The sequence below is a fragment of the Enterobacter sp. ECC-175 genome (genome assembly GCF_043968675.1).
In the GTDB taxonomy this organism is placed as follows: Bacteria; Pseudomonadota; Gammaproteobacteria; order Enterobacterales; family Enterobacteriaceae; genus Enterobacter.
Genome location: NZ_CP143776.1, coordinates 4247843 through 4268849, shown reverse-complemented (window position 1 = coordinate 4268849; position 21007 = coordinate 4247843). Strand labels below are relative to the sequence as shown.

General features: G+C 57.9%; 18 protein-coding genes and 1 pseudogene. 13 read left to right on the top strand and 6 right to left on the bottom strand.

Features of this window, described 5'->3' with window-relative positions:
- Window positions 1-15 precede the first annotated feature (15 nt).
- Complete coding sequence (gene lysA, locus V1599_RS20195; protein ID WP_297115761.1) at window positions 16-1278, top strand: diaminopimelate decarboxylase; 1263 nt, start codon at window positions 16-18, stop codon at window positions 1276-1278.
- Here lysA and V1599_RS20190 read toward each other — a convergent pair.
- On the bottom strand, window positions 1248-2285 hold the full coding sequence (locus tag V1599_RS20190; protein WP_297115758.1) for a LacI family DNA-binding transcriptional regulator: 1038 nt from the start codon (window positions 2283-2285) through the stop codon (window positions 1248-1250). The two genes, lysA and V1599_RS20190, sit on opposite strands and share 31 nt — an antisense overlap.
- A gap of 313 nt (window positions 2286-2598) precedes the next feature.
- Between V1599_RS20190 and V1599_RS20185 the strand changes: the two genes are divergently transcribed.
- On the top strand, window positions 2599-3075 hold the full coding sequence (locus tag V1599_RS20185) for a GNAT family N-acetyltransferase (RefSeq protein ID WP_297115755.1): 477 nt from the start codon (window positions 2599-2601) through the stop codon (window positions 3073-3075).
- Here the strand turns inward: V1599_RS20185 and galR are convergent.
- The gene (galR, locus tag V1599_RS20180; protein ID WP_395300732.1) at window positions 3036-4052 is read right to left on the bottom strand and encodes an HTH-type transcriptional regulator GalR; all 1017 of its coding nucleotides are present in this window, start codon (window positions 4050-4052) and stop codon (window positions 3036-3038) included. The genes V1599_RS20185 and galR overlap by 40 nt on opposite strands.
- 624 nt (window positions 4053-4676) lie before the next feature.
- On the opposite strand from galR, the gene aas reads away from it, so the two are divergent.
- Both aas and lplT read left to right on the top strand, forming a co-directional pair.
- Entirely contained in the window at window positions 4677-6836 is a 2160-nt protein-coding gene (gene aas / locus V1599_RS20175; protein WP_297115752.1) for a bifunctional acyl-ACP--phospholipid O-acyltransferase/long-chain-fatty-acid--ACP ligase, read from the top strand.
- On the top strand, window positions 6829-8022 hold the full coding sequence (lplT, locus tag V1599_RS20170; protein WP_395300731.1) for a lysophospholipid transporter LplT: 1194 nt from the start codon (window positions 6829-6831) through the stop codon (window positions 8020-8022). The genes aas and lplT overlap by 8 nt, the downstream gene beginning before the upstream one ends.
- Before the next feature lie 89 nt (window positions 8023-8111).
- Here the strand turns inward: lplT and V1599_RS20165 are convergent, their stop codons facing one another.
- The 4 genes and pseudogenes from V1599_RS20165 to V1599_RS20150 all read right to left on the bottom strand — a co-directional run.
- Complete coding sequence (locus V1599_RS20165; RefSeq protein WP_395300730.1) at window positions 8112-9152, bottom strand: NADP(H)-dependent aldo-keto reductase; 1041 nt, start codon at window positions 9150-9152, stop codon at window positions 8112-8114.
- A 132-nt stretch (window positions 9153-9284) separates the two neighbouring features.
- Window positions 9285-9503 carry a lipoprotein YgdR gene (ygdR, locus tag V1599_RS20160; RefSeq protein ID WP_112009758.1) on the bottom strand — a complete coding sequence of 73 codons (219 nt, stop codon included), beginning with the start codon at window positions 9501-9503 and terminating at the stop codon, window positions 9285-9287.
- A 129-nt stretch (window positions 9504-9632) separates the two neighbouring features.
- Window positions 9633-10325 carry a DNA mismatch repair endonuclease MutH gene (mutH, locus tag V1599_RS20155; protein WP_112009757.1) on the bottom strand — a complete coding sequence of 231 codons (693 nt, stop codon included), beginning with the start codon at window positions 10323-10325 and terminating at the stop codon, window positions 9633-9635.
- Between the two features lie 154 nt (window positions 10326-10479).
- Window positions 10480-10566: pseudogene (locus V1599_RS20150) on the bottom strand (hypothetical protein); the annotation flags it as partial.
- A 442-nt stretch (window positions 10567-11008) separates the two neighbouring features.
- Between V1599_RS20150 and rppH the strand changes: the two are divergent.
- From rppH to recC, 9 genes are all read left to right on the top strand, one after another.
- Window positions 11009-11539, top strand: a complete 531-nt coding sequence (gene rppH / locus V1599_RS20145; RefSeq protein ID WP_047650229.1) for an RNA pyrophosphohydrolase — start codon at window positions 11009-11011, stop codon at window positions 11537-11539.
- 12 nt (window positions 11540-11551) lie between these two features.
- Window positions 11552-13798, top strand: coding sequence for a phosphoenolpyruvate--protein phosphotransferase (gene ptsP, locus V1599_RS20140; protein ID WP_297115741.1), 2247 nt, complete (start codon window positions 11552-11554; stop codon window positions 13796-13798).
- Window positions 13799-14003: 205 nt separating this feature from the next.
- On the top strand, window positions 14004-14879 hold the full coding sequence (lgt, locus tag V1599_RS20135; RefSeq protein ID WP_297115740.1) for a prolipoprotein diacylglyceryl transferase: 876 nt from the start codon (window positions 14004-14006) through the stop codon (window positions 14877-14879).
- Between the two features lie 6 nt (window positions 14880-14885).
- On the top strand, window positions 14886-15680 hold the full coding sequence (thyA, locus tag V1599_RS20130; protein ID WP_112009754.1) for a thymidylate synthase: 795 nt from the start codon (window positions 14886-14888) through the stop codon (window positions 15678-15680).
- Between the two features lie 184 nt (window positions 15681-15864).
- Complete coding sequence (locus tag V1599_RS20125) at window positions 15865-16329, top strand: prepilin peptidase-dependent protein (RefSeq protein ID WP_297115735.1); 465 nt, start codon at window positions 15865-15867, stop codon at window positions 16327-16329.
- Window positions 16320-16880 carry a prepilin peptidase-dependent protein gene (locus tag V1599_RS20120; protein WP_112009752.1) on the top strand — a complete coding sequence of 187 codons (561 nt, stop codon included), beginning with the start codon at window positions 16320-16322 and terminating at the stop codon, window positions 16878-16880. Before V1599_RS20125 ends, V1599_RS20120 begins: the two co-directional genes overlap by 10 nt.
- Window positions 16877-17278: a DUF2509 family protein gene (locus tag V1599_RS20115; protein WP_395300729.1), complete on the top strand. Its 402-nt coding sequence runs from the start codon at window positions 16877-16879 to the stop codon at window positions 17276-17278. The genes V1599_RS20120 and V1599_RS20115 overlap by 4 nt, the downstream gene beginning before the upstream one ends.
- Window positions 17263-17586, top strand: coding sequence for a prepilin-type N-terminal cleavage/methylation domain-containing protein (locus V1599_RS20110; protein WP_112009750.1), 324 nt, complete (start codon window positions 17263-17265; stop codon window positions 17584-17586). The genes V1599_RS20115 and V1599_RS20110 overlap by 16 nt, the downstream gene beginning before the upstream one ends.
- 12 nt (window positions 17587-17598) lie before the next feature.
- On the top strand, window positions 17599-20973 hold the full coding sequence (recC, locus tag V1599_RS20105) for an exodeoxyribonuclease V subunit gamma (RefSeq protein WP_297115728.1): 3375 nt from the start codon (window positions 17599-17601) through the stop codon (window positions 20971-20973).
- Window positions 20974-21007 lie beyond the last annotated feature (34 nt).

Here is a 21007-nt window from a genome sequence, read left to right as displayed (position 1 = left end):
TCCCCGGAGTACACCATGCCACGCCCGCTTAACCAGACGAAAACTGACCTGAACGCTGAAAACCTGCTGCGCCTGCCGGCCGAATTTGGCTGCCCGGTGTGGGTCTACGACGCGCAGATTATTCGCGAGAAGATCGCCGCGCTGCATCAGTTTGACGTAGTGCGTTTCGCGCAAAAGGCCTGCTCTAATATCCATATTTTGCGCCTGATGCGCGAGCAGGGCGTGAAGGTGGACTCCGTATCCTTAGGCGAAATTGAACGCGCGCTGGCGGCAGGGTTCGATCCGAAAGCCGATAGCGACGCGATTGTCTTTACCGCCGATCTGATCGACGACGCGACCCTTGCGCGCGTGCACGAACTGCAGATCCCGGTGAACGCCGGGTCGGTGGATATGCTGGAACAGCTCGGGCAGGTTTCACCGGGCCATCGCGTCTGGCTGCGCATCAACCCGGGCTTCGGCCACGGCCATAGCCAAAAAACCAATACCGGCGGCGAAAACAGCAAGCACGGCATATGGTATGCCGACCTTCCGGCCGCGCTTGCGGTGCTTCAGCGCTACGGCCTGAAGCTGGTGGGCATTCACATGCACATCGGCTCGGGCGTGGACTACGGCCACCTTGAGCAGGTCTGCGGCGCAATGGTGCAGCAGGTGATCGACTTTGATCAGGATCTGGAGGCGATCTCCGCAGGCGGCGGGCTGTCCATTCCTTACCGCGAGGGGGAAGAGGCGATCGATACCGCTCACTACTACGGCCTGTGGAGCGCCGCGCGCGACAACATCGCCGCGCACCTTGGCCATGCGGTGAAGCTGGAGATCGAACCGGGACGTTTCCTGGTGGCGGAGTCCGGGGTGCTGGTGGCGCAGGTTCGCAGCGTGAAGGAGATGGGAAGCCGCCACTTCGTGCTGATCGACGCGGGCTTTAACGATCTGATGCGCCCGTCAATGTACGGCAGCTACCACCATATCAGCGCGCTGGCCGCCGATGGCCGCGACCTAACCGACGCGCCGCATAGAGAGACCGTCGTGGCGGGGCCGCTGTGTGAATCCGGCGACGTATTTACCCAGCAGGAAGGCGGTAAGGTCGAAACCCGCGCGCTGCCGGACGTCAAGCCGGGGGATTACCTGGTGCTGCACGATACGGGCGCGTACGGTGCGTCCATGTCGTCCAACTACAACAGCCGTCCGCTGCTGCCGGAAGTGCTGTTTGATAACGGCGCTGCGAAGCTGATTCGCCGCCGCCAGACGATTCAGGAGCTTATCGCGCTTGAGTGCTTCTGAGTAAAATACGGCCCCGTCGTCACCGAGTCGCGCAGCACCAGCGTGCCGGTAAACGGCGGGATCGCTTCGACCGGCTGGTTCTTTGCCAGCCGAATCGCCTGATCGATAGCCGTCACGATCATATTATCGATCGGCAAATAGACCGACGAAAGCGCAGGCTCCAGCCACTTCGCGCTCGGCGCGTCGTCAAAACCAAACAGAGAAACGTCCTGCGGAATGCGCAGCCCCGCCTGGTGCAACGCCTTGGACGCACCCAGCGCCATATCATCGTTGCAGGCAAACAGGGCGCTAAACGTCACCCCTTCGCCAATCAGCTCCTTGCACAGTTCATATCCCCGCGTCATGCCCGCATCGCCATACTTTATGCGTCGTTCATCGAGGCAAATCCCGTGCTTTTCCAGCGCCTTGCGGTAGCCCATCAGGCGCGCCTTCCCGGTCGGGGTATGAATCGGAACGGTAATGCAGGCAATCTCCCGGTGTCCCTGGCCGATCAGATAATCCACCGCCTTAAACGCGGCGTCCTGCTGCTCGAAGAACACGCAGCGATCTGCCGCCTGGCTGACCTCGCGGTTGATCACCACCAGCGGCGTTTGCACGGAGTGGATCAGCTTCATGATCGCTTTTTCGCTCATGTAGCGGGTGTACAGCACGATAGCGTCGCACTTGCGATCCGCCAGCATCTGTACGGCCTGCTCTTCAAGCTCGGGCGCATCGTGGCCGTCGGTGACGATCAGCTGTTTGCCGTGCGTTTCGGTCTGCCGGGAGGCTTGCTGCAGCAGGCGACCAAAGTAAAAACCGTCAAAGGTCGACACCACCAGACCGATGCTGTTGCTGGTCTGGTTGGCGAGCGAACGCGCGAGGAAGTTTGGCCGATAGCCCAGCTCTTCCATCGCCTTGAAAACCTGCTGACGCGTACTCTCTTTAACCTGACCCGTGCCGTTCAGCACGCGCGAGACGGTGGCCTTCGACACGCCCGCGCGCAGTGAGACATCCAGCATTGTTGCCATTAGACATTCCTGATTCCACGTAACGATCTGCAGTTTACCACAGACCATCCGGGCCTTAAGCGGCGCGGGAAGGGCAAAAAATCTATCGCGATCACGCTTTTGGAGACGATCCGCCCGAACGGCATAAAGGGTTGAAGGGCGAGGGGGGCATCCTCCTCTGGCACAGCACCCGCTGCGCTGTGCGCTTTAAGACAAAACATGCTGAACGGGCGGGCGATCTTTGGCATGCTACCCGCCTCTCACTCAACAAAAGTCCGATCGAACGGCGGCACTGGCCGTCTTGAGCCGTGCCGCTCGTTAAGGAAAAGCCGAGATGAACATTCAACCGCTGTACGCCGCACCGCGGTTTACCGAACAGGTCATTGACTGGATCTGGAAAGCCTTCGGCGACGGGCTTCCGCGCGCCTTTTTCCAGAGCATTGTTGAACACAGCCTGACGCCGGACGCGCTGCCGCTCACGTTTATCGCCGTGGAGGGGGAGCGACTGCTGGGCACCGTGGGGCTGTGGCGCTGCGACCTGATCGCGCGTCAGGATCTTTATCCCTGGCTGGCGTCGCTTTACGTTGACGAATCGGCGCGCGGGCAGGGGCTGGCGGGGCGTTTACAGCAGCACGTACAGGCGTATGCCAGGCAGGCAGGGTACGCCGAGCTTCACCTCTGGTCAGCCTGCCGTGACTTCTACGAACGTTACGGCTGGCAGTACATCGGTGACGGGCTGGAATACCCGGATAAAACGGTTCATCTGTATCGCTATTCGCTCTGTTCTTCCACGGGGGATGCCACGGAGTGACGGCGGACCAGCGTCGGGCTAAACAGATGCGTAATCTCCGGCGGCGGGCGGTTATCCGCAAGCGCGAGGGCCAGCTCTGCCGCCTGCGTTGCCATGGTGATAATCGGGTAGCGCACGGTGGTCAGGCGCGGTCGCACGTAGCGAGAAACCAGCACGTCATCAAAGCCAATCAGCGAAATCTCTGCCGGCACGTCGATTCCGTTATCGTTTAATACGCCCATTGCTCCGGCGGCCATCGAGTCGTTGTAGCAGGCGATGGACGTAAAGTTCTTTCCGCGGCCCAGAAGCTCGGTCATCGCCTGCTCGCCGCCGCTTTCGTCCGGCTCGCCGTAAGCCACCAGCCTGTCGTTGCACGGCAGGCCGTTTTCCCGCAGCGCATCGTAATAGCCCTGCAGGCGATCTTCGGCGTCGGAAATAGGGTGGTTGGAGCAGAGATAGCCGATGCGGGTGTGGCCCTGCTGGATCAGATGACGGGTGGCAAGCCAGGCCCCGTAGCGGTCGTCGAGCGCCACGCAGCGCTGTTCAAAGCCGGGAATGATGCGGTTGATGATCACCATGCCGGGGATCTGCTTCATCAAATGAATCAGCTCGGCGTCGGGGATCATTTTGGCGTGAACCACCAGCGCGGCGCAGCGGTGGCGAATCAGCTGTTCAATCGCCTGGCGTTCTTTCAGTTCGTTATGGTAGCCGTTGCCGATCAGCAGAAAGTTGCCCGTCTGGTACGACACCTGTTCCACGGCTTTGACCATCGCGCCGAAAAAGGGATCGGAGACATCGCCTACGACCAGCCCAATCGTCTCGGTCGACTGCTGGGCCAGCGCGCGCGCGTTGGCGTTGGGGTGATAGTTCAGGGTGTCCATGGCGGTTTGTACGGCCAGGCGGGATGCCTCGCTGGCTTTAGGAGACGCGTTAATCACGCGCGAGACGGTTGCGACGGAAACGCCCGCCAGCCGGGCCACGTCCTTAATTGTCGCCATTTAATACCTTCTTATTAGGGGTAAGCGTTTACACACCAATTAGTGTTGCGGAAAAGCGGCGCGCATTCAAGGGGGACGGGTTTTGAACCTCGACAAACGTGACGCAGAACACCCCGGGCTGGTGTAATCGTTACACTGCTAAGCATGACAAAAGAATGTCAATTAGAACCTTTAGTTACACTTTGCCTCAGGCTGTTGCGATTGTCCGGTAGCCAGCGTCGAGAGCGTGTTGCTAGAGTCGAGATCCCAGAGGTATTGATAGGTGGAATCAGCTCCGGTTGATGAACACGACTTACACCAGCCTGCGTTGATACGCAGGTTTTTTTTTGCCTGAAACTTCAACCTGTAACAGCAAAAGCGAATATTCACACCTGGTTGCATTTCGGTTCATTCCCTTGCGTTTTCCCACTGGCGAAGCCGATAGCGAACGACCACAATCAAGATCCCAGAGGTATTGATTGGTGAGAATTCTTAGTACGGTTTCGTACTCATCTCTTGCACCAGCCTGCGCGGATGCGCAGGTTTTTTTTCGCCTCTATTTTTGCTGTCGCTCCCCTATCACTTCTCGTGTAATCTGCCACTCTTTAACCTAACCCCTCACACTGGCTGGCAAAAGGAGTTGAGATGCTATTTGGGTTCTTCCGTACACTCTTCCGCATTCTGTTTCGCGTCCGCGTAACAGGCGATACCCAGGCGCTTAATGGCGAACGCGTGCTCATTACGCCCAATCACGTTTCCTTTATCGACGGCATCCTGCTGGCGCTGTTTTTACCCGGGCGTCCGGTATTTGCGGTCTACACCTCCATCAGCCAAAAGTGGTTTATGCGCTGGCTGGCGCCGCTGATTGATTTTGTACCGCTCGACCCGACGAAGCCGATGATGATTAAGCATCTGGTGCGCCTGATTGAGCAGGGCCGCCCGGTGGTCATATTTCCGGAGGGACGGATCTCCGTTACCGGCTCGCTGATGAAAATTTATGACGGCGCGGGGTTTGTGGCCGCGAAGTCCAGGGCAACCGTTGTGCCGCTGCGCATTGAAGGCGCGGAGCTAACCCACTTCAGCCGCCTGAAAGGGCTGGTGAAGCAGCGTCTGTTCCCGAAAATTACCCTCCACATTCTGCCGCCGACGTCGCTGCCGATGCCGGACGCGCCGCGCGCCCGCGACCGCCGTAAAATTGCCGGTGAAATGCTCCACCAGATCATGATGGAAGCGCGCATGGCGGTTCGCCCGCGCGAAACGCTGTACGAGTCCCTGCTGTCGGCGCAGTACCGCTACGGCGCGAAGAAAAACTGTATTGAAGACGTTAATTTTACCCCGGACACCTATCGCAAGCTGCTGACCAAGACCCTGTTCGTGGGGCGTATTCTTGAGAAGTACAGCAAGCGCGGCGAAAAGATTGGCCTGATGCTGCCGAACGCGGGGATCAGCGCGGCGGTGATCTTCGGTGCCGTCGCGCGCGGGCGCATCCCGGCGATGATGAACTACACGGCGGGCGTCAAGGGGCTGACCAGCGCCATCACGGCGGCACAAATCAACACCGTCTTCACCTCCCGTCAGTTTCTCGACAAGGGCAAGCTGTGGCACCTGCCGGAACAGCTTACGCAGGTTCGCTGGGTATTCCTTGAAGACTTAAAAGCGGACGTCACGACGGGCGATAAGCTGTGGATCTTCGCCCACCTGCTGATGCCGCATCTGGCGCAGGTGAAGCAGAAGCCGGAAGACGACGCGATTATCCTCTTTACCTCCGGTTCCGAAGGCCATCCGAAGGGCGTGGTGCATAGCCACAAAAGCATTCTGGCGAACGTAGAGCAGATCAAAACTATCGCCGATTTTACGGCAAAAGACCGCTTTATGTCGGCGCTGCCGCTGTTCCACTCGTTTGGCCTCACGGTGGGCCTGTTTACGCCGCTGCTGACCGGTGCGGAGGTCTTTCTGTATCCGAGCCCGCTGCACTACCGCGTCGTGCCGGAGCTGGTGTACGACCGCAACTGTACCGTCCTCTTCGGCACGTCAACCTTCCTCGGCAACTATGCCCGCTTTGCCAACCCGTACGACTTCTTCCGCGTGCGGTATGTGGTTGCCGGGGCCGAGAAGCTCCAGGAGAGCACGCGCCAAATATGGCAGGACAAGTTTGGCCTGCGCATTCTGGAAGGCTACGGCGTGACGGAGTGTGCGCCCGTGGTCTCCATCAACGTGCCGATGGCCGCGAAGCCGGGCACGGTGGGAAGGCTGCTGCCGGGGCTGGACGCGCGCCTGCTGGCGGTGCCGGGCATTGAGGACGGTGGTCGCCTGCAGCTGAAGGGGCCAAACGTGATGAACGGCTATCTGCGGGTCGAAAATCCGGGCGTGCTGGAAGCGCCGACGGCGGAAAACGTCAACGGCGACATCGAGACCGGCTGGTACGATACCGGCGATATTGTCCGCTTCGACGAGCAGGGCTACGTGCAGATCCAGGGACGCGCAAAGCGCTTCGCCAAAATTGCGGGTGAAATGGTCTCGCTTGAGACGGTGGAACAGCTGGCGATGGCGGTCTCTGCCGACAGGCTTCACGCCACCGTAGTGAAAAGCGACGCCAGCAAAGGGGAAGCGCTGGTGCTCTTTACCACCGACAGCGAGCTCAGGCGCGATCGGCTGCTCAAGCACGCGCGCGAGCACGGCATTCCCGAGCTGGCGGTACCGCGCGATATTCGCTACCTCAAGCAGCTTCCGGTGCTGGGCAGCGGCAAGCCCGATTTCGTGACCCTTAAAGGCATGGTTGAAGAGGCGGAACAGCATAATGCGTGAGTCAGCACACACTAACACCTCTATCTGGTCGAAAAGCATGATGGCGGTCATTGCCGCCCAGTTTCTTTCCGCCTTCGGCGATAACGCGCTGCTGTTTGCGACCCTGGCGCTGCTCAAGGCCGAGTTTTACCCCGACTGGAGCCAGCCGGTTCTGCAGATGGTGTTTGTGGGTGCTTACATCATCTTTGCGCCTTTTGTGGGGCAGGTAGCGGATAGCTTTCCGAAAGGCCGGGTGATGATGTTCGCCAACGGCCTGAAGCTGCTTGGCGCGGCCAGCATCTGCTTCGGCATCAACCCGTTTATCGGCTACACGCTGGTGGGGATCGGCGCGGCGGCCTATTCTCCGGCGAAGTACGGTATTCTCGGCGAACTGACGACCGGCGATAAGCTGGTCAAGGCCAACGGCCTGATGGAGTCCTCGACCATTGCGGCGATCCTGGTTGGCTCCGTGGCGGGCGGCGTGCTGGCCGACTGGCACGTGCTGGCCGCGCTGGGCGTGTGCGCCGTGGTCTACGGGGGCGCGGTTATCGCTAACCTGTTTATCCCCACGCTGCCGGTGGCGCGTCCGGGGCAATCCTGGCGCTTCGCACCGATGACGAGCAGCTTCTTCAACGCCTGCCGCGTGCTGTGGCGCAACGGCGAAACCCGTTTTTCGCTGATGGGCACCAGCATGTTCTGGGGCGCGGGCGTCACGCTGCGCTTTCTGCTGGTGCTGTGGGTGCCCGTGGCGCTCGGCATCGTCGACAACGCCACGCCGACCTACCTTAATGCAATGGTGGCGATTGGCATTGTCGTCGGCGCGGGGGCGGCGGCTAAGCTGGTGACGCTGGAAACGGTCGCGCGCTGTATGCCCGCGGGGATACTCATCGGCGTTGTGGTGCTGATCTTCTCGGTCCAGCACGCGCTGTTGCCCGCGTATGCCCTGCTGATCCTGATGGGCATACTGGGCGGCTTCTTTGTGGTTCCGCTGAATGCGCTATTGCAGGAGCGCGGCAAGCAGACCGTGGGGGCAGGCAATGCGATAGCGGTGCAAAACCTGGGCGAAAACGTTGCCATGCTGCTGATGCTGGGGCTTTATTCGCTGGCGGTGAAGGCGGGCGCGCCGGTGGTGGCGATCGGCATTGGTTTTGGTGCGCTGTTTGCGCTGGCGATTAGCGGGCTGTGGATCTGGCAGCGTCGGCGCTGATATCAGTGCCCGATGGCGGCCTGAAGCCCTCTTCAACCGGAGTGGGCGCAAACACTAAAAACGGCAACTCAGTTGCCGTTTTGCTTTTATTACGGTGCCGGGTAGGTGTACACCTGATGCACTGCCTCAATCTCCGCTAACACCTCTTCACTCAGGTTCAGATGGAAACTCTCAACGTTCGTTTTCAGCTGTTCCATCGTCGTTGCGCCAAGCAGGGTGCTGGCCACGAACGGCTGGCGACGCACGAAGGCCAGCGCCATCTGGGCTGGGTCCAGGCCGTGACGCCTGGCGATATCCACGTAGGCCGCCACGGCCTTCTGCGTCTGCTCGCCGCTGTAGCGGGTAAAACGGCTGAAAAGCGTGTTGCGCGCGCCGGCGGGCTTAGCGCCGTTCAGGTACTTACCGGTTAGCGTGCCAAAGCCCAGGCAGGAGTATGCCAGCAGCTCCACCTCTTCGTACTGCGTCACTTCCGCCAGGCCGACTTCATAGCTGCGGTTCAGCAGGCTGTAGGGGTTCTGAATGGTGACGATGCGCGGCAGATCGTGCTTGTCCGCGAGGTGCAGATAGCGCATCACGCCAAACGCCGTTTCGTTCGACACGCCGATGTAGCGGATCTTGCCCGCGCGCTGGCACTCCGTCAGCGCCTCCAGCGTTTCAAGCAGGCTCACGGCGGGAGCGCTATCGCTCCAGCTGTAGCCGAGCTTACCGAAGCAGTTGGTTGGGCGCTGCGGCCAGTGAACCTGGTAAAGATCGAGATAATCGGTTTGCAGACGCTTCAGGCTGGCATCCAGCGCGGCGCGAATGTTCTTGCGATCGAGGATCTGATTCGGGCGGATCCCCGCGTCGTTATTGCGCGAAGGGCCGCTGACTTTCGAGGCGATAACCAGCTTTTCGCGATTGCCGCGTTTTGCCAGCCAGTTACCCACGTAGGTTTCGGTTAGGCCCTGCGTCTCCGGGCGAGGAGGTACAGGGTACATTTCCGCCACGTCAATCAGGTTAATGCCCTGACTGACGGCATAATCGAGTTGCTCATGGGCATCGGCTTCGCTGTTTTGTTCACCAAACGTCATCGTGCCCAGCCCCAGTTGGCTGACTTCCAGTGCGCTATGGGGGATACGGTGATAATGCATAGCCGGCTTCCTTCAATTGACCTATAAACCGCGTCAGGAACCTCCCGACAAAGGAATATAAACATGGCAGAGGGGAAGCGAAAGGGGAAGGAAAAAAATCAAAAAGGCCAGTAAGATACTGACCTTTATCGGTTATCGCTCAATAATCTGTGAGACTTCGTCGCGATTAATTTGCATCTTATTGCCCTGCTGATCGTGATAGCTTACCAGACCAGTATCATCATCGACTTCGGGTTTGCCGTCCGTCAGAATCATACGACCGTCTTTGGTCGCCATCACGTAATCGCTGCTACAGCCTGAAACGGCAAACGCTAAACCGACCGCCGAGATTATCACTGCCCATTTTTTCATCGTTATCGTCCTCACCTGGCTCGTATCACATCATAGTGTAGTAATAACCCGATAATTCGACAGGGGAAAGCGGGAAAATCTTAATTACCAGGTCATTATGTTAGCCAGTGCGCAATTTTGGTTAAAACATTAGGTATTCAGTAAGAAATGACGTGCCAGCAGCGCGCCGGTGAAATTCTTTTTGAGATAAAAGCCGCGCGGCAGCGTCAGGATCGGTTCGCCACGGGCGCCGACCGCTTCGGTCAGTGCCTTACTGTTGGCGGCCTTTGGGCGAAGCTGCAGCACCTCGCCGTGTCGGGCGGTAATGCGCTCCACCTGGCCCAGGACGATCATGTCCATCAGCTCTTCCCAGTCCTGGGATAGCTGCCTTTCTTCCTCTTCATCAGGGCTCCAGAGCAGGGGCGCGCCTATGCGCCTGTCCGCAAGCGGGATCTGCCGTTCGCCCTCTACGGGCACCCACAGAACGCGCTTGAGCTTATGCCGAACGTGGCTGGTTTCCCAGGTCACGCCGCTATTGCCCGTCAGCGGGGCCACGCAAACAAAGGTGGTTTCCAGCGGTCTGCCCTGGCCGTCTATAGGGATCGTCTTTAGCTCAACGCCCAGCGCGGCGAAATCCTGTTCCGGTTTGCTGCCCGCGCTGGCGCCAAGCCACAGTTCCAGCAGCATGCCGATCCAGCCCTTATCGCGTTTGAGATCCTTTGGCACAGGTAAACCCGCGATCGCTGCCAGTTCTCCCAGCGAAAGGCCCGCCAGGCGCTGCGCCTGGGCGAGAAGTTGCGCTTCACTTGAAGGAGGAGAGAGCAGCGGGGCCAGCGAATGCATGATGTTAACCTTTTGATTAAAAAATGAACTAAGAAAATGCACCTTGTGGATAGAGTCTAACTTTTTCTGGGTAAATACGCCATGTGTATGATTTATAGATTCTTTTAATTGTTATTCTCCCTCTTTACGCGGCGTAAATTCCGGTTGTTCAATTCTGGTCACTGGCAATGAACAGGATCTTACACCATGTTATCCACAGAAAAGTGGGATAACTGGGAATAACCTCGACTACTGTTTCCATTTACAGCCTTGACGTGCGATGAAAATCGAATATTCACACAAATTGTGACTAACTTATTGGCACATTCTGTGGATAAAACCGACGCTGTTCGATCTTTCATCAACGACGCGATCCAGGGTGTGACGATCGTCACGTAAAGGTGTTTATAAATAGCGATCCCACTCTTAATGTTATGAAATATATGAAATAAATTTAACTGGCTGAAAACGGGTAAGTTGGCGGTATCCAGGTTGTTCATCGGTAATTCCGTACTTCTTCACAACTCTATCCACAGAAAAGGTGAATAAAATTGGCCTTATGGCCGCTTATCTGTTTATAACTCAGCTGATAATTGTGAGTTATTCAAATGTTATTAGGCTGCGGGCCTGTAAGAGAGTGGTTTACCGCCTCCCTGTAGTGTGAAACAATCATTCATATATCAGGTTTAGTTTGGGGTAGTCCGGTGATTGATGACGATGGCTACCGCCCGAACGTAGGAATTGTAATTTGTAATCGTCAGGGCCAGGTGATGTGGGCCCGGCGGTATGGTCAGCACTCCTGGCAATTCCCGCAGGGCGGGATAAACCCAGGAGAGTCCCCAGAACAAGCGATGTACCGGGAGCTTTTTGAAGAGGTTGGATTAAGCCGTAAGGATGTTCGCATCCTGGCATCGACCCGCAACTGGTTGCGTTACAAGTTACCGAAACGTTTGGTGCGTTGGGACACAAAGCCGGTTTGTATCGGCCAGAAACAAAAATGGTTTCTACTGCAATTGGTGGGCAACGATTCAGATATCAACATGCAAACCAGCAGCACGCCGGAGTTCGATGGCTGGCGTTGGGTGAGCTACTGGTATCCGGTTCGTCAGGTCGTGTCGTTTAAGCGTGACGTCTACCGTAGGGTGATGAAAGAGTTCGCAAGTGTTGTGATGCAGCTTCAGGAGATCCCGCCTAAGCCGCAAAACGCACCTGCCTGGCGACGTAAAAGAGGTTAAGTTACGCAAATCATGCTCACCCGCTTGCGCGAAATAGTCGAGAAGGTCGCCAGTGCGCCTCGTCTGAACGAGGCGCTAAACATTCTGGTGACCGACATCTGTCTTGCGATGGAGACCGAAGTCTGTTCGGTCTATTTGGCCGACCACGATCGGCGTTGCTATTACCTGATGGCAACCCGCGGATTAAAAAAACCTCGCGGTCGCACCGTTACTCTGGCGTTTGATGAAGGGATTGTGGGCCTGGTCGGGCGACTGGCCGAGCCCATTAACCTTGCCGACGCGCAAAAACACCCCAGCTTTAAATATATTCCTTCCGTAAAAGAAGAGCGCTTCCGGGCGTTTCTCGGCGTACCGATTATTCAGCGCCGTCAGCTCCTCGGGGTGCTGGTGGTCCAGCAGCGCGAGCTTCGCCAGTATGACGAAAGCGAAGAGTCTTTCCTGGTGACGCTGGCCACGCAGATGGCCGCTATTCTCTCCCAGTCTCAGCTTGCCGCCCTGTTCGGCCAGTACCGCCACACGCGCATTCGCGCGCTGCCCGCCTCGCCGGGCGTGGCGATTGCCGAAGGCTGGATGGACGCCACGCTGCCGCTGATGGAGCAGGTCTACGAGGCCTCGACCCTGGATGAAGCGCTCGAGCGCGAACGCCTCACCGCCGCGCTGGAAGAGGCGGCGAACGAGTTCCGTCGCTACAGCAAACGCTTCGCCGCGGGGGCACAAAAAGAGACGGCGGCCATCTTTGACCTTTATTCGCACCTGCTGTCTGACGCTCGCCTGCGTCGTGAACTCTTTGCTGAGGTCGATAAAGGCTCGGTGGCTGAATGGGCGGTTAAAAAGGTCATTGAGAAATTTGCCGAGCAATTTGCGGCGCTGACCGACGGCTATCTGAAAGAGCGCGCGGGGGATTTACGCGCGCTTGGGCAACGGCTGCTGTTCCATCTTGATGATACCATTCAGGGGGCGAATGCCTGGCCGGAACGTTTCGTTCTGGTGGCCGATGAGCTCTCCGCAACGACGCTGGCCGAACTGCCGCAGAACAGGCTGGCGGGCATCGTCGTGCGTGACGGCGCCGCCAACTCCCACGCGGCCATTATGGTACGCGCGCTGGGCATCCCGACCGTGATGGGCGCGGATATCCAGCCATCGGTCCTGCATCGTCGTATGCTGGTAGTGGATGGTTATCGCGGTGAGCTGCTGGTCGATCCGGAACCGGTTCTGCTGCAAGAGTACCAGCGGCTTATCAGCGAAGAGAATGAATTAAGCAAGCTGGCAGAGGACGACGTTAACCTGCCCGCGCAGCTGAAAAGCGGCGAGCGGGTTAAGGTCATGCTCAACGCGGGCCTAAGCCCCGAGCACGAAGAGAAGCTCGGCAGCCGCATTGACGGTATCGGCTTATACCGCACCGAAATTCCCTTTATGCTGCAAAGCGGCTTCCCCTCAGAAGAGGAACAGGTCGCGCAGTATCAGGGCATGCTGCAAATGTTCAACGACAAGCCGGTGACGCTACGCACGCTTGACGTTGGGGCCGATAAGCAGTTGCCCTATATGCCCATCAGCGAGGAAAACCCGTGCCTGGGCTGGCGCGGCATCCGCATCACGCTCGATCAGCCGGAGATCTTCCTGATCCAGGTGCGCGCCATGCTGCGCGCGAATGCTGCGACCGGCAACCTGAGCATCCTGTTGCCGATGGTGACCAGCATTGATGAGGTTGACGAAGCGCGTCGGCTGATTGAGCGCGCGGGACGTGAAGTCGAAGAGATGATCGGTTACGCGATCCCGAAGCCGCGCATCGGGGTAATGCTTGAAGTTCCCTCAATGGTCTTCATGCTGCGCCAGCTGGCAAGCCGCGTCGATTTTATCTCCGTCGGCACCAACGACCTGACCCAGTACATTCTGGCGGTGGACCGTAACAATACGCGCGTGGCGAGCATCTACGATAGCCTGCACCCGGCCATACTTCGGGCGCTGGCTATGATCGCCCGCGAGGCGGAGCAGTACGGTATCGACCTGCGCCTGTGCGGAGAAATGGCCGGTGATTCGATGTGCGTGGCGATCCTGATAGGTCTGGGCTTCCGCCATCTTTCAATGAACGGACGCTCCGTTGCCCGCGTGAAGTATCTGCTGCGCCACATCGACATCAACGACGCCCGCGAGCTGGCTGAACGCAGCCTCGAGGCGCAGCTTGCCGCTGAGGTTCGTCATCAGGTGGCCGCCTTTATGGAACGACGCGGCATGGGCGGCCTGATCCGCGGCGGTCGCTAAAGCCTTTCTCCCTCTTCCTGTGGGAGAGGGCAGCGGTGAGGGTACCAGCGCGCATAAAACCTTATACATATCTTTTACATCTCAGGCGCATCCTCTGCGTTCGCCTTATGCTATGATTCGCAACCTTGGAGCCTCTGCTCACAGCAGACGCGCATTTCGACCGCTGTCCACTTTCAGCGGAAATAACAACATCTTGTGGTGACAGATGAACAGTGGCTATCTGCATTTTCCGGAGTTTGATCCGGTCATTTTCTCAATAGGACCCGTTTCGCTTCACTGGTACGGTCTGATGTATCTGGTGGGCTTTGTTTTCGCCATGTGGCTTGCGGGCCGTCGTGCCGGCAAACCCGGCAGCGGCTGGACGAAAAACGAAGTGGAAAACCTGCTGTACGCGGGCTTCCTCGGCGTGTTCCTGGGGGGCCGCATTGGGTACGTGCTGTTCTATAACTTCCCGGTATTCCTGAACGATCCGCTGTATCTGTTCCGCGTCTGGGACGGTGGGATGTCGTTCCACGGCGGCCTGATCGGCGTGATTCTTGTGATGGTTATCTTTGCAAAACGCACCAGGCGTAACTTCTTCCAGGTATCCGATTTTATTGCGCCACTCATCCCGTTTGGTCTGGGAGCCGGTCGTCTCGGCAACTTTATCAACGGCGAACTGTGGGGACGCGTCGATCCGAGCTTTAAGTACACGATGCTGTTCCCAGGCTCGCGCGCGGAGGATATCGCGCTTCTGCCGTCGCATCCGGAATGGCAATCCGTTTTCGATACCTACGGCGTACTGCCGCGCCACATGTCCCAGCTTTATGAACTGGCCCTCGAAGGTGTGGTGCTGTTTATCATTCTGAACCTGTTCATCCGCAAGCCGCGCCCGATGGGTGCCGTCTCTGGCCTGTTCCTGATCGGCTACGGTGCATTCCGTATTATCGTCGAGTTCTTCCGTCAGCCTGATGCGCAGTTTACCGGCGAGTGGGTACAGTACATCAGCATGGGGCAAATCCTCTCCATTCCGATGATTGTCGCGGGTGCCATTATGATGATTTGGGCGTATCGTCGTCGTCCACAGCAACAACTTTCCTGAGGAATCATGAAACAGTATCTTGAATTGATGAAAAAAGTGCTTGATGAGGGCACGCCGAAAAACGACCGCACCGGTACCGGTACGCTCTCCATTTTTGGCCACCAGATGCGCTTCAACTTACAGGAAGGCTTTCCTCTGGTGACTACCAAGCGCTGCCACCTGCGCTCGATCATTCATGAACTGCTCTGGTTCCTGCAAGGCGATACCAACGTTGCGTATCTGCACGAAAATAACGTCTCGATCTGGGACGAATGGGCAGATGAGAACGGCAACCTGGGGCCGGTATATGGTAAGCAATGGCGGGCGTGGCCAACGCCTGATGGCCGCCACATTGACCAGATCACCACCGTGATGAACCAGCTGAAAAACGATCCGGACTCGCGCCGCATCATCGTTTCTGCCTGGAACGTCGGCGAGCTGGATAAAATGGCGCTGGCACCGTGCCACGCGTTCTTCCAGTTCTATGTGGCCGACGGCAAGCTCTCCTGCCAGCTCTATCAGCGCTCCTGCGACGTGTTCCTTGGCCTGCCGTTTAACATCGCCAGCTATGCGCTGCTGGTTCACATGATGGCGCAGCAGTGCGATCTGGACGTGGGCGACTTCGTCTGGACCGGTGGAGATACCCATCTCTACAGCAACCACATGGAACAGACCCATCTTCAGCTCACTCGCGAACCGCGCGCGCTGCCGAAGCTGGTGATCAAACGCAAGCCGGCGTCCATCTTTGACTACCGCTTCGACGATTTTGAAATTGAAGGGTACGACCCGCACCCGGGTATCAAGGCACCCGTTGCCATCTGATGACATAAATACTCCCACAACCGGTGCTTATTAGCGCCGGTTTTTTTTTGCCTGTTCGTTGTTTTGCGAGCGCTTTTCCAGCGATGTTGCAACGCGTTGCAACTCACAAAATTCCCCGGAAAACGTCTCGCAATGTCCGCATAACCCACTCGCCTGTTGGCTTCCTCTTCGCCACACTCGCGGCATGAAAAAAGAGAACGGCTTTACGCTTATCGAAACGCTTGTGGCTATATCGCTGGTGGTCATTCTCAGCGCTGCCGGGCTGTACGGCTGGAACAGCTGGCAGCAGCGCCAGCGGCTATGGCAAACCGCCGGACAGGTGCGCGACTACCTGGTGTTTCTGCGCAACGACGCTAACCGGCATAACCGCGATCACCACGTAGTGGCTGAGGGCGAGGGGCAAGATATCTGTCTGAAAAGCACGGCGGTTTCACAATGCGAGAACGGCAGCCCATTCATGCTCAAGCCTCTCTGGCCCGAGGTGACGGTGAGTGAGATAACCCCTTCGCTAGGTTTTTACGGCCTCAGGGATACCGCGTGGGCCGGAAGGATTCGGGTTCATAGCGCGGCGGGAGAGTGGCTGATTGTCGTCTCTAACAGCGGACGCATCAGAATGTGCCAGCCAACAGGGGAAGACGCATGCCGTTAAAACGACGAGGCTTTTCACTTATCGAAGTGCTTATTGCGATGGCCATCAGCAGCGCTCTGCTGCTAAGCACATCGCGCTTTTTACCCGGGCTGCAGGCCGCCCTTTTGCAGCAGTCCGTGCGCCGGGAGCTTGAGGAAGAAATCTGGCAGCGGCTCTTTGCGATTGGCAAGCAGCTACAGCGAGCGGGGTACTGTGCGGGAAACTGTGTGGGGGAAGGGCTGCATATCGGCGGGCACGGCAGTTGCGCTATCGTTAAGTGGGATGCAAACAGCAACGGAAGCTGGGATATCTCCGCATCAGAAAGCGATAGCACGGGTTTTCGCCTTGAGTCCGGAGCGCTGGAATCCTTGCGCGGCGCGACCTCATGTGAAGGAAAAGGGTGGGACAAACTCACGGACCCGGACAGGCTTATCGTGAAGACATTTACCGTGAGCAAGGCGACGCATTCAGGCTTCGCCCCTGAGCTAAATATTGAGCTGGTTGCCATGCGCAAAGGCCATCCAGGTGCGACCGTGGCGGCCCATTTTGCGGTAACAGGGTTCAACCTGTGAGCCGCCAGCAAGGAATGTCTTCGCTGGCGATGGTTCTCCTTGTGCTGGTACTGGGCACGCTGCTTCTCACCGGTCTGAACCAGCAGCTAACGACCTACGGTAAACAGGTTAGCGGTGAAAGCCTTTTTGTTCGCCATCAGGCCAGCGTGCAGTCAGCGCTGGAGTGGGGACGCGTACAGCGCTGGTTGATACAGCCTGACGCGCAGTGCAGGCAGGTTAATACTTCGCGGGTCTGCCTGCGACGGCTGAACGAGTCGCGCGTTCTGCTCATCGCTGGCAGCAACGATCTTTTACTGTGGCGAACGGGCACGATAGCCGAAGGGCAGATCCTTTTCTCTCCCCACGGCTGGAGTGACTTCTGTCCGCTTAATGAGCGCTCTCAATGTCAGTTGCCCTGAAAAAACAGCAGGGGTTCAGCATGGTCGAGGTGCTGTTGGCGATGATCCTGATGGTGATTATCGTGACGGCGCTGGCGGGCTACCACCGAGCGTTAGCGTCGCGGTTTGCGTTGCTCAGCCAGTATCGCCAGCTGTGGCACCATGCCTGGAGCCAGGCGCAGCTTTCACCGGATGCACTTCCTGCGGGCTGGCGGGTCAGCCGGGGGCAGACAATGCAGTCCGGATGTGTCAGCATCACGGTTACGATTTTTTCTCCTCAGGGACGGCACGGCGAGATGACCCGCCTGCATTGTCCGGTTAGCCAGTAGTCGGGAGCGTTTATGTTAAGGGTTTACCACTCAAATCGTCTGGATGTGCTGGAAGCGCTGATGGAATTTATCGTCGAGCGCGAGCGCCTGGACGATCCTTTTGAGCCCGAAATGGTGTTGGTGCAAAGTACCGGTATGGCGCAGTGGCTGCAAATGTCGCTTTCCCAAAAGTTTGGCATTGCCGCCAACATCGCCTTCCCACTGCCAGCGAGCTTTATCTGGGAAATGTTTGTCCGCGTGCTGCCGGATATCCCGGAGGAGAGCGCGTTCAATAAGCAGAGCATGAGCTGGAAGCTGATGGCCCTGCTGCCGGAGATGCTGGCGCATGACGAATTTGCCATGCTGCGACACTATCTTAACGACGATACCGACAAGCGTAAGCTGTTCCAGCTGGCGTCGCGCACTGCCGACCTATATGACCAGTATCTGGTGTACCGCGCGGAATGGCTTATTCGCTGGGAAGCCGGGGAATTAGTAGAAGGATTGCCGGAGGCGCAGATCTGGCAGGCTCCGCTGTGGAAAGCGCTGGTTGAATATACCGAGAAGCTCGGTCAGCCTAAGTGGCACCGTGCTAATTTATACGATCGGTTTATCTCAATACTGGAAAACGCGGCTGAGCGGCCTGCCCGGCTGCCGTCTCGCGTGTTTATTTGCGGTATTTCCGCGCTGCCGCCTGTCTATCTGAAAGCGCTTGAAGCGCTGGGCAAGCATGTTGATATCCATATCCTCTTTACCAACCCGTGTCGGCACTACTGGGGCGATATTCAGGATGCGCGCTGGCTCTCGCGTCTGGTCACCCGCCAGAGAAAACGCCTCTTTGAAGAACGCTCGGTCCCTCTGTTTAAAGACAGCGAAACCGCCGCACAGCTTTTCGATGAGGAGGGAATACAAAATCTGCTGAACCCGCTTCTTGCGTCCTGGGGCAAGCTGGGTCGCGACTACATCCACATGCTTTCAGACATCACCTCCTCGGGTGAAGGCGATGTCGATGCCTTTGCGGAGGTTACGCCGGATAGCCTGCTGCATAACGTTCAGCGGGATATTCTGGATCTGGAAAATCGCGCCGTTATGGGGATCACTGCCGAAGAGTTCGAGCACAGCGACAACAAGCGTGAGCTGGCGCCTGACGATCGCAGCATTACAATCCACGTCTGCCACAGCCCCCAGCGCGAGGTTGAGATCCTGCATGACCGCCTGCTGGCGATGCTGCAGGACGACCCTACGCTCACGCCGCGCGATATTGTGGTCATGGTGGCCGATATCGACAGCTACAGCCCCTTCATCCAGGCCGTGTTTGGCAGCGCAACGGGCGAACGCTACCTGCCTTATGCAATATCGGATCGCCGTGCCCGCCAGTCTCACCCTGCACTGCAGGCGTTTTTGAGCCTGCTCTCTCTTCCCGATAGCCGGTTTATTTCTGAAGACGTGCTGGCGCTGCTGGATGTTCCGGTGTTGGCCGCGCGGTTTGATATCAATGAAGATGGCCTGCGCTACCTTCGCCAGTGGGTCAACGAATCGGGCGTGCGCTGGGGTATGGACGACGATAATGTCCAGGAGTTTGAACTCCCGCCTACCGGTCAGCACACCTGGCAGTTTGGCCTGACGCGTATGCTGCTGGGGTACGCGATGGAGAGCAGCCAGGGCGAGTGGAACGACGTGCTGCCTTATGATGAGTCCAGCGGGTTGATCGCTGAGCTGGTCGGCCATTTGGCCTCACTGCTGATGCAGCTTAACCGCTGGCGGCGCGAGCTGATGCAGCCCCGGGCGCTGGAATCCTGGCTGCCGGTGTGCCGTGAAATGCTCAACGACTTCTTCCTGCCGGACGATGAAACCGAAGCGGCGATGGCGCTTATCGAAACGCAGTGGCAGGCGATTATCGAAGAGGGCGTTAACTCACATTACGCCGAGGACATTCCTCTGTCGCTGCTGCGCGATGAACTGACGCAGCGGCTCGATCAGGAGCGCATAAGCCAGCGTTTCCTTGCCGGGCCGGTGAATATTTGCACCCTGATGCCGATGCGTTCGATTCCGTTCAAGGTCGTTTGCCTTCTCGGCATGAATGACGGCATCTACCCTCGCGCATTACCGCCGCTGGGCTTCGACCTGATGAGCGCCCAGCCGAAGCGGGGGGACCGTAGCCGTCGGGATGATGACCGCTACCTGTTCCTGGAAGCGCTGATCTCCGCCCAGAGCACGCTGTATATCAGCTATATCGGCCGTTCAATCCAGGATAACAGCGAGCGTTTCCCGTCGGTGCTGGTGCAGGAGCTGGTGGACTACATTGGTCAAAGCCACTATCTGCCGGGGGATGAGGACCGCAACTGTGATGAAAGCGAGCAGCGGGTGAAGGCGCATATCACCTGCTTGCACAGCCGCATGCCCTTCGATCCCGCTAACTACGTTGCCAACGAACACCAAAGCTATGCCCAGGAGTGGCTTCCCGCTGCGCGGCTCGAGGGTACAGCGCACGACGATTTCATTCAGGAGCTTGAACCGCAGGATATTAAAACCCTGACCTTTGAGCAGCTGCAGAGGTTTTGGGCCCATCCGGTTCGGGCATTCTTCCAGCAAAGATTACAGGTCAACTTCCGCTCTGAAGAGAGCGAAATTCCTGACGCCGAGCCGTTTATCCTCGATGGGCTGGAGCGCTACAGGCTTAACCTTCAGCTTCTTAATGCGCTCGTTGAGCAAGAAGAGGCCGACGCATTGTTCCGCCGATATCGCGCTGCGGGCCAGCTGCCCTACGGCGCGTTTGGAGAAATAGTATGGGACGCACAGTGCCAGGAGATGAAAGCGCTCGCTGAACGGGTGATTGAGCTCAGGCAGCCCGGAAAAAGCGTTGAAATAGACCTCGACTGTAACGGCGTTCAGCTCACGGGCTGGCTGACTCAGGTACAGCCGGACGGGCTGCTGCGCTGGCGCCCATCCATGCTTAGCGTTTCGCAAGGTTTGCAACTCTGGCTGGAACATCTTGTCTACAGTGCCTGTGGTTACGCAGGCGAAAGCCGTTTGTTCGTGCGCAAAGACGGCGAGTGGCGTTTCCCGCCGATGGCGGCGGAGCAGGCGCTACGCTATTTATCGTTGTATATCGAAGGCTACCGTCAGGGAATGAACAAACCGCTGCTTCTGCTGCCAGAAAGTGGAGGGGCGTGGATAAAAGCCTGTTATGACGGGCAGAATGATGCCATGTTAACGGATGACGCTTCGCTGCAGAAAGCGCGAAGTAAATTTGTGCAGGCATATGAAGGTAACATGATGGTGCGTGGCGAGGGCGAAGACGTCTGGTACCAGCGCTTATGGCGGACGCTTGAGCCCGAGTACTTCGAGGCAATCACGGAAGAGGCGCAGCGCTACCTGTTACCGCTGTTCAAATTTAATCAGTCCTGAGCGCTGTATAAAAATTGCGCAGTACGGGGTGTTC

Bases quoted from the DNA above. Each gene is read 5' to 3' on its own strand.
- lysA (WP_297115761.1), top strand. From the start codon at position 16: ATGCCACGCCCGCTTAACCAGACGAAAACTGACCTGAACGCTGAAAAC.
- V1599_RS20190 (WP_297115758.1), bottom strand. From the start codon at position 2,285: ATGGCAACAATGCTGGATGTCTCACTGCGCGCGGGCGTGTCGAAGGCC.
- V1599_RS20185 (WP_297115755.1), top strand. From the start codon at position 2,599: ATGAACATTCAACCGCTGTACGCCGCACCGCGGTTTACCGAACAGGTC.
- galR (WP_395300732.1), bottom strand. From the start codon at position 4,052: ATGGCGACAATTAAGGACGTGGCCCGGCTGGCGGGCGTTTCCGTCGCA.
- aas (WP_297115752.1), top strand. From the start codon at position 4,677: ATGCTATTTGGGTTCTTCCGTACACTCTTCCGCATTCTGTTTCGCGTC.
- lplT (WP_395300731.1), top strand. From the start codon at position 6,829: ATGCGTGAGTCAGCACACACTAACACCTCTATCTGGTCGAAAAGCATG.
- V1599_RS20165 (WP_395300730.1), bottom strand. From the start codon at position 9,152: ATGCATTATCACCGTATCCCCCATAGCGCACTGGAAGTCAGCCAACTG.
- ygdR (WP_112009758.1), bottom strand. From the start codon at position 9,503: ATGAAAAAATGGGCAGTGATAATCTCGGCGGTCGGTTTAGCGTTTGCC.
- mutH (WP_112009757.1), bottom strand. From the start codon at position 10,325: ATGCATTCGCTGGCCCCGCTGCTCTCTCCTCCTTCAAGTGAAGCGCAA.
- ptsP (WP_297115741.1), top strand. From the start codon at position 11,552: ATGCTCACCCGCTTGCGCGAAATAGTCGAGAAGGTCGCCAGTGCGCCT.
- lgt (WP_297115740.1), top strand. From the start codon at position 14,004: ATGAACAGTGGCTATCTGCATTTTCCGGAGTTTGATCCGGTCATTTTC.
- thyA (WP_112009754.1), top strand. From the start codon at position 14,886: ATGAAACAGTATCTTGAATTGATGAAAAAAGTGCTTGATGAGGGCACG.
- V1599_RS20125 (WP_297115735.1), top strand. From the start codon at position 15,865: ATGAAAAAAGAGAACGGCTTTACGCTTATCGAAACGCTTGTGGCTATA.
- V1599_RS20120 (WP_112009752.1), top strand. From the start codon at position 16,320: ATGCCGTTAAAACGACGAGGCTTTTCACTTATCGAAGTGCTTATTGCG.
- V1599_RS20110 (WP_112009750.1), top strand. From the start codon at position 17,263: ATGTCAGTTGCCCTGAAAAAACAGCAGGGGTTCAGCATGGTCGAGGTG.
- recC (WP_297115728.1), top strand. From the start codon at position 17,599: ATGTTAAGGGTTTACCACTCAAATCGTCTGGATGTGCTGGAAGCGCTG.